Origin of the sequence: Vibrio sp. 10N.222.48.A3 (assembly GCF_041475345.1) — a bacterium.
Taxonomy (GTDB): Bacteria; Pseudomonadota; Gammaproteobacteria; order Enterobacterales; family Vibrionaceae; genus Vibrio; species Vibrio tasmaniensis_A.
Map to the genome: position 1 here is coordinate 1 of NZ_JBFRVX010000495.1, position 6,606 is coordinate 6,606.

Annotated in this window: 7 protein-coding genes and 2 pseudogenes; 4 read left to right on the forward strand and 5 right to left on the reverse strand. The window is 42.6% G+C overall.

The window, feature by feature from the left end:
- Positions 1-222 (reverse strand): annotated as a pseudogene (locus AB4653_RS14605) (peptidase M3); the annotation flags it as partial.
- Positions 223-443: 221 nt separating this feature from the next.
- Here AB4653_RS14605 and AB4653_RS14610 point away from each other — a divergent pair.
- The 3 genes from AB4653_RS14610 to dbpA all read left to right on the forward strand — a co-directional run bounded on the left by AB4653_RS14610 (position 444) and on the right by dbpA (position 3,691).
- On the forward strand, positions 444-1,037 hold the full coding sequence (locus AB4653_RS14610) for a hypothetical protein (protein WP_102258187.1): 594 nt from the start codon (positions 444-446) through the stop codon (positions 1,035-1,037).
- Positions 1,038-1,254: 217 nt separating this feature from the next.
- Positions 1,255-2,163, forward strand: a complete 909-nt coding sequence (locus AB4653_RS14615) for an aldo/keto reductase family oxidoreductase (protein ID WP_102258186.1) — start codon at positions 1,255-1,257, stop codon at positions 2,161-2,163.
- A 148-nt stretch (positions 2,164-2,311) separates the two neighbouring features.
- Positions 2,312-3,691, forward strand: coding sequence for an ATP-dependent RNA helicase DbpA (gene dbpA, locus AB4653_RS14620; protein ID WP_009844770.1), 1,380 nt, complete (start codon positions 2,312-2,314; stop codon positions 3,689-3,691).
- A 140-nt stretch (positions 3,692-3,831) separates the two neighbouring features.
- Here the strand turns inward: dbpA and AB4653_RS14625 are convergent, their stop codons facing one another.
- Positions 3,832-4,005, reverse strand: a complete 174-nt coding sequence (locus tag AB4653_RS14625) for a hypothetical protein (protein WP_009844771.1) — start codon at positions 4,003-4,005, stop codon at positions 3,832-3,834.
- A 261-nt stretch (positions 4,006-4,266) separates the two neighbouring features.
- On the opposite strand from AB4653_RS14625, the gene AB4653_RS14630 reads away from it, so the two are divergent.
- On the forward strand, positions 4,267-5,103 hold the full coding sequence (locus AB4653_RS14630; RefSeq protein WP_102258185.1) for a DUF6279 family lipoprotein: 837 nt from the start codon (positions 4,267-4,269) through the stop codon (positions 5,101-5,103).
- Positions 5,104-5,185: 82 nt separating this feature from the next.
- Here AB4653_RS14630 and AB4653_RS14635 read toward each other — a convergent pair whose 3' ends face one another.
- The 3 genes and pseudogenes from AB4653_RS14635 to AB4653_RS14645 form a co-directional block, all read right to left on the reverse strand.
- The gene (locus AB4653_RS14635) at positions 5,186-5,809 is read right to left on the reverse strand and encodes a PolC-type DNA polymerase III (RefSeq protein ID WP_102258184.1); all 624 of its coding nucleotides are present in this window, start codon (positions 5,807-5,809) and stop codon (positions 5,186-5,188) included.
- Positions 5,810-5,879: 70 nt separating this feature from the next.
- Positions 5,880-6,281, reverse strand: coding sequence for a PPC domain-containing DNA-binding protein (locus AB4653_RS14640; RefSeq protein WP_102258183.1), 402 nt, complete (start codon positions 6,279-6,281; stop codon positions 5,880-5,882).
- A gap of 109 nt (positions 6,282-6,390) precedes the next feature.
- Positions 6,391-6,606: pseudogene (locus tag AB4653_RS14645) on the reverse strand (ATP-dependent helicase); the annotation flags it as partial.

Genomic DNA, 6,606 nt, shown 5'->3' on the forward strand with positions numbered 1-6,606 from the left:
TTCGATAGTAGCTAGCTGCGTTTCGATAGTAGCTAGCTGCGTTTCGATAGCAGCAATTTGCTCGGCAGAGCTAAGAAATTCAGTCCATTGGGTCTGCGCGAGTGTCGAGCCATCATGGTCGTCACTGATCCCCATATAAGTATCCCAAAAGAAGTCTTCTTTCGCTTTATGAGTCGCAAGATACTTTTGGTTCAATTGGTTGAGATAGTTCGTTGCAGTCATGGACGTTCCTTGTAAATTATTCATTAATTTCAACATTATGACACATTCATGGGGTGTATTGTGTGACGACAGATATAACAGAGTGCAACTCTTCTTAGTATCAAGTTTGTTAATCTTATCGTTGAGCAATATTTTTAGTTTTATAGATGTAAATCGAGCAGTTGTTTGTTGATTGGTCACGTATAATGCACGCTCCATACCGCGTGAAATAAGCACAAATAATGAGAACTCTTCCTAGCTTCATCCTATCTTTTTTATTGGCTCTGAGTACCTTTTCATTTTCTGCGCAAGCGAGTGAAAGCTGGTGGTTACGGACGGTATTCAATAGCAACCCAACTCAACCGAGTTCTCAAAACTATATTAACGATATCGATCTTATGGATTGTGGCGAAGTTGAAGGCACTCTGTTGTGCAGTGACTTAACCCAATATTACGATTTGGATGTTTATGTTGAACTGGAGTTGGGTGACTCAAGCGTCGAAGTGGTTCGCCTTAATCTGCCATATTCGAACCTAAGTTACACAAAGCTTCAGGCATATCTTCGTCAAGATGGCTTTGCTCTCAGTTCAATTCGCATTGGAGAGGATGATTTTGATGTCGTCGCTCAACTCGAACAAGCGAAACGTGAGGGAGTTGGTTACGACAAGGTAGATAAACAACTCGTAGAATTCATCAACTCACCACATCATTCCTCTGAGCAAATGAGTGTATGGAATGTGCCTAGCTCTTCCTCATCCTCTTCTCGTTCTTCAGCCCCTTGGATTCAGTTACATAGTGATGGTGACAACTTAACGGTTGAACTAAATCGCTTTTAATTGCTCAAATTTATAGATGGTTTCGTCATTCATCAGAGTAAACAAGCCTTTCAGGAGAACGGCTCACGGGCAGACAGCAAGTTATAATTCATTTAAGTGTTCGTTTTTCTGTGGCTCTCACATTTTTAGTAAGCGTTTACCTTTGCCATTTGTTATACGTTGAGCCTTCGGTAAAACGAGCTTAGGATACGTTCAGTATTGATAAAGGAGACAACCCATGGTTGCAAAAGTAACGGTAGCGCCACAAGGCCCAGAACTTTCTGAGCTGGTGCAAGGATACTGGCGTACAGCTGAGTGGGGTATGACCCCGCAACAACGTCTGACTTTCCTAAAGCAGCACATTGATCTTGGCATCACAACGGTTGATCACGCGGACATTTACGGTAACTACCAATGTGAAAAGTTGTTTGGTGAAGCATTAGCGCTTGAGCCGAGCCTTCGAGATGATATTCAAATCGTCACCAAGTGCGACATCAACTTGTGTGGTGACCACACTCCAGATCGCAAGATCAATCACTATGACACCAGCGCGCACCATATTTACCAATCAGTAAATAACTCTCTAGAGCGTTTGGGTGTAACCGAACTTGATGTATTACTGATTCATCGCCCTGACGTATTGATGGACGCGGATGAAGTAGCAGAAGCGTTCGCTGAACTACATAAGGTAGGTAAAGTTAAGCACTTCGGTGTCTCTAACTTTTCACCGCGTCAGTTCGACTTACTGCAATCACGGCTAGGTAAGCCACTGGTGACGAACCAAGTTGAAATCAACCCATTGAACTTCGAAGTGGCTCATGATGGCACGCTAGATCAACTGCAGATGAACCGTATTCGTCCAATGGCGTGGTCTTGTCTCGGTGGTGGTAGCATCTTTAGTGGCGATTCAGCACAAGCGATTCGTGTTCGTGATGAACTAGAAGCCATTCGCCAAGAAGTGGGTGCAGATAGTATTGACCAAGTAATTTACGCTTGGGTTCGTCGATTACCGTCTAATCCGATTACTATTATTGGTTCAGGTAAGATTGAGCGAGTGAAAACGGCCGTTGATTCACTGAAAATCGAACTGACGCGCGAGCAATGGTATCGCGTTTGGGTTGCCTCAAAAGGTCACGGTGTGCCATAAGAAGTAATTCGAAAATGACGATAAGCCAGCCAACAAAGCTGGCTTTTTTGTGTTCGCCTAACCTATTTCTTCAAAACTGTGATTAAGGTGGAATAATTTTCAAAAACACTCATAATGCACTCTGTTTTTCACCAGTTGGATATTTCCATTGAGCACTTCAAAATTCTCTTCAATCGCCCTTAAGCCAGAGCTTCTAAATACGTTAGATTCTCTTGGTTATACTGAAATGACGCCTATTCAAGCGTTAAGTCTTCCTACTATTCTGGATGGCAAGGATGTTATCGGTCAGGGTAAAACGGGTTCAGGTAAAACAGCTGCTTTTGGTTTAGGCGTGCTGCAAAACCTACGCGTTAAGCGTTTCCGTGTTCAGTCTTTAGTGTTATGTCCGACTCGTGAGCTTGCAGACCAAGTAGCAAAAGAGATCCGTACTCTTGCTCGTGGTATTCACAATATTAAAGTGCTGACACTATGTGGCGGTATGCCAATGGGCCCACAAATTGGTTCATTAGAGCATGGCGCACACATTCTTGTGGGCACTCCTGGTCGTATCCTGGACCACCTAGAGAGAGACCGTATTGACCTGTCTGAGTTGAACACACTTGTGTTAGATGAAGCCGACCGCATGCTGGAAATGGGTTTCCAAGATGCACTAGATGCTGTTATTGAAGCAGCACCAAAAGATCGTCAAACGTTATTGTTCAGTGCAACTTTCCCTAAACAGATTAAATCTGTTGCAGACCGCATCATGAATAACCCTGAAATGGTGAAGGTTGAATCAACACACGATCACTCAAGCATCCAGCAACACTTTTATAAGGTTGAAGGTACTGAAGCTCGTGATGACGCACTAGAGCTAATGCTTCTTCATCATCAACCAGAGTCAGCGGTTGTGTTCTGTAATACTAAGAAAGAAGTACAGAACGTAAACGACGAGCTAAGCCACCGTGGCTTCAGTGTTATTGAGCTTCATGGCGACATGGAACAGCGTGAACGTGACCAAGCTTTGGTTCAGTTCTCAAATAAAACCATCTCTATCTTGGTTGCAACAGATGTTGCTGCTCGTGGTCTTGATGTTGATAACCTAGATGCTGTGTTCAACTTTGAGTTGTCTCGCGATCCTGAAGTTCACGTACACCGCATCGGTCGTACTGGTCGTGCAGGAAGTAAAGGTGTTGCAATTAGCTTCTTTAGTGAAAAAGAGATGCACCGTGTTGCTCAAATTGATGAGTACATGGATATGCCAATCGAACCGTCTCAGTTGCCAGCTAAACCAATTGCTAAGCCGTACTACTCAAACATGGTAACTATCCAGATTGATGGTGGTAAGAAAGCGAAACTTCGCGCAGGTGATATCCTTGGTGCGTTGACAGGCCAAGGCGGTATTGATGGTAAATCAGTAGGTAAGATCAACTTGTTCGCGATGCGCGCTTACGTTGCTGTAGAAAGATCAATGGCTAAGAAAGCATTAGGCAAAATCGAATCAGGTAAGATGAAGGGTCGTCAATTCCGCGCCCGAATTCTGAAATAATTCGAGATTGAATCCCTTTGCTGCGATATGTCTAATTAACGAGATTGCTACTTAATGACATTGCAGTAAAGGGTGTTCCACAAAATGCCACTCAAGTTTACTCTCTTAGGTTTATCGACCTAGTTCTCTATACCAAAGCATTATTCATCGGGTCTTATCGAATAAAGATCGTTGATATGTTTTCCCTCGCTAAGATACCAAGTCATCGCTTCCTTTCGATTGTGAACCAATATCGTTATTGTGGTTATTGAACCATCGTCAAAATAACAAAGCTCATATTCTAAATCGCTTGGATGATCAGGAATAGCGGCCATAGCTCCCCTCCCAAATATCAATCATTTGAAATACGCCAACCCAACTCATTTATAGGGCTCGTATTGCGTCAAATGAGTAATAAAAATCAAGTTACATCACTGCCATTAATTATTTTTAGTTTAATCATTTGCCGAAATAGTTAGATTAGCAAGTCTGAGTCTCAATTTATCCGAAAGTTTTTACGAGAACCCGATTTTGTAGCTAATGTTATAAGATCGTCTTGAGGTTCGTTGTTGAGTAAAATGTTGTGAGAGGGTGTAATGAGAAAGTGTCGCTGGTTAGTCTTATTAAGCTGTTTTCTATTCTTTGGCTGCGGGACTAAATTTGCCTATAACAATATAAGCTGGTTTGTCGTTAGCTATATTGAAGACTTTGTAACTCTTTCCAATAGTCAGGAATCAGAGCTCGAAGAGCGCCTCGATTCATTACAGCAATGGCATAAAGAAACTCAACTGCCGTTATATGTTTCGCAATTAAAAGTGATCCAAAACACAGATCGTTCTGATATGAATTCTGCTTTTATCACTGAACAAAGTGACCAAATTAGAGACCATATTCGCTCAATCGTTAGTAAGTTCTCTCCCGATATTTACGCTTTAAGCATGCAGTTTAACCCTAAACAAGATAAGGAATTCTTAAAGAATTTTAGGGAAAAGCAGCAAGAATATTACGAAGAAAGATTATCATTGAATGATGAAGATTCGAGAGAACGTTATCGAAGTCGAATTGAAGATCGGTTAGAGCGATGGCTAGGATCGGTATCGAAAGAGCAAAAGCAGATTATTTCAACTTGGTCTCAAGAATGGGTAAATACCAACGATAACTGGCGCCAATATCAAAATAATACCTACCAAGATTTATCGACACTGATAGAAAAGAAAAGTGACTTAGATATAGCTCAGCCGATTATTATGAACCTGCTTCTGAACAATGAAGCTTATTATCCTGAAGGACTTGAGCCTGAGCTTGATAAGAACATGCAGACATCAGCCAATTTTTTAGTCGATATCGTAGAAAGCAGCACTAATAAGCAGTGGGCTTATTTCATGAGTGAATTAGCAAGCCTTAAAGGAACATTTGAATCACTGCAGGAGTAGAGTCTTCTTTCGTTCTAAAGGCTAGTAGTTATCCATGCGACTAGCCTGTCAATCAAACTTGAAGGGGAGAGAGTTTAGATATTTAATTTCTGTTGCTCATCAGCAGCTTTGGAATAGAGCCTTTAGCGGTCTTAGATATTTTCTGCATCAGTTGAAAACTCGGCTGTTGAATGCCGTGGTCACTTTGAAGCTCATCAATCATCAATAACCACAACCGTGCTGTCATTTCTGAATCGGCTAACGCTCTGTGGAAAGTACCGTCGTTGTCGATATTCTTAAAGCGCACAAGGTCGCCTAGCTTATGAGTCGGCGCATCTTGGATTAGGCGGCGAGCAATCAACATTGAGCAAGCGAACTTGCCTGTGTAGTCTCGGCCAATAAAGTCTAATTCCGCATCGAGAAAGCGCTTATCAAACGACGCATTGTGAGCAACAAGTTGGCTGCCTTGGATAAAGTCTGCAAACTCATCCATCACTTCGCTACAATTGGCCGCTTTGCTTAACATGCGGTTACTGATCCCGGTATAGCTTTCAATGAACCCGCTAACACGAAACCCTGGGTTCATGAGTTGCTGAAAGGTGTCGACGACTTCGCCGTTAACTAATTTAACCGCACCGATTTCAATCGCTCGGTCACCCATGTTTGGTGATAAGCCTGTGGTTTCGAAATCGAGAACGATAACGGAGTCTGCGGAGTTTGGAGCCATCGTGTTTCCTAATTACTATTGGGTGGTATCGCTTTATGTGAGGCGTTTGGTGCTGCTATCAGTGAAGCTATTATGTGTTACTGCTGATAGTGAGCTCAGTGTAACCCGTCGAATCGTCATGCTCTCTGTTGAAGGTCAAAGTATCGTAGCGGTGAACAATCAATTCAGCGGTGGTTGCGATGATCGTTCCCTCCAACAGATGACCGCCAATCACGTCACCATTTTCATCAGCAACGGATATATGAATATGCTGGTGGTTCGAGGTTAGCGTTGCCATCACAGATACGATTTCGAATGGAGCTTTGATTAGCTTGGTGTTGTTTGCATTAGCCAGACGAATATTGAGTTGAGAAACACATCCGACACATGACGCGACAGAGCCCGCTGAGATATTGTGCGCTGTCACTAGCTTTTGGAGTTCAAGCTTTAGATCTTGGCCTCTAGTTAATCTCGTTGCGATAGGAGTGATCATCTTATTGCCTCAACTTTATATGTATTTCAAAGAACAAAACGAAGCCACATAGGGCTTCGTTTTATTTTCATTTTGGCTAACGCGACTTTCGCATTGTCTAAACCTGAAATTACTCAGGTTGCTGTAGGTCTCTTTTCTTTTTAGGCACGAAGTTCAATACAGATATTGGCACTTCTTTGCGTGGTTCAAAACCTTCAACAACACGACGTTCAATCAAGTGACCAAGACGTTTTTCGATAATGCACAGGTTCTTGAAGTTGTCTTTCGATAGGAAAGAGATCGCTTCACCAGATGCATCAGCACGGCCAGTACGACCAATACGGTG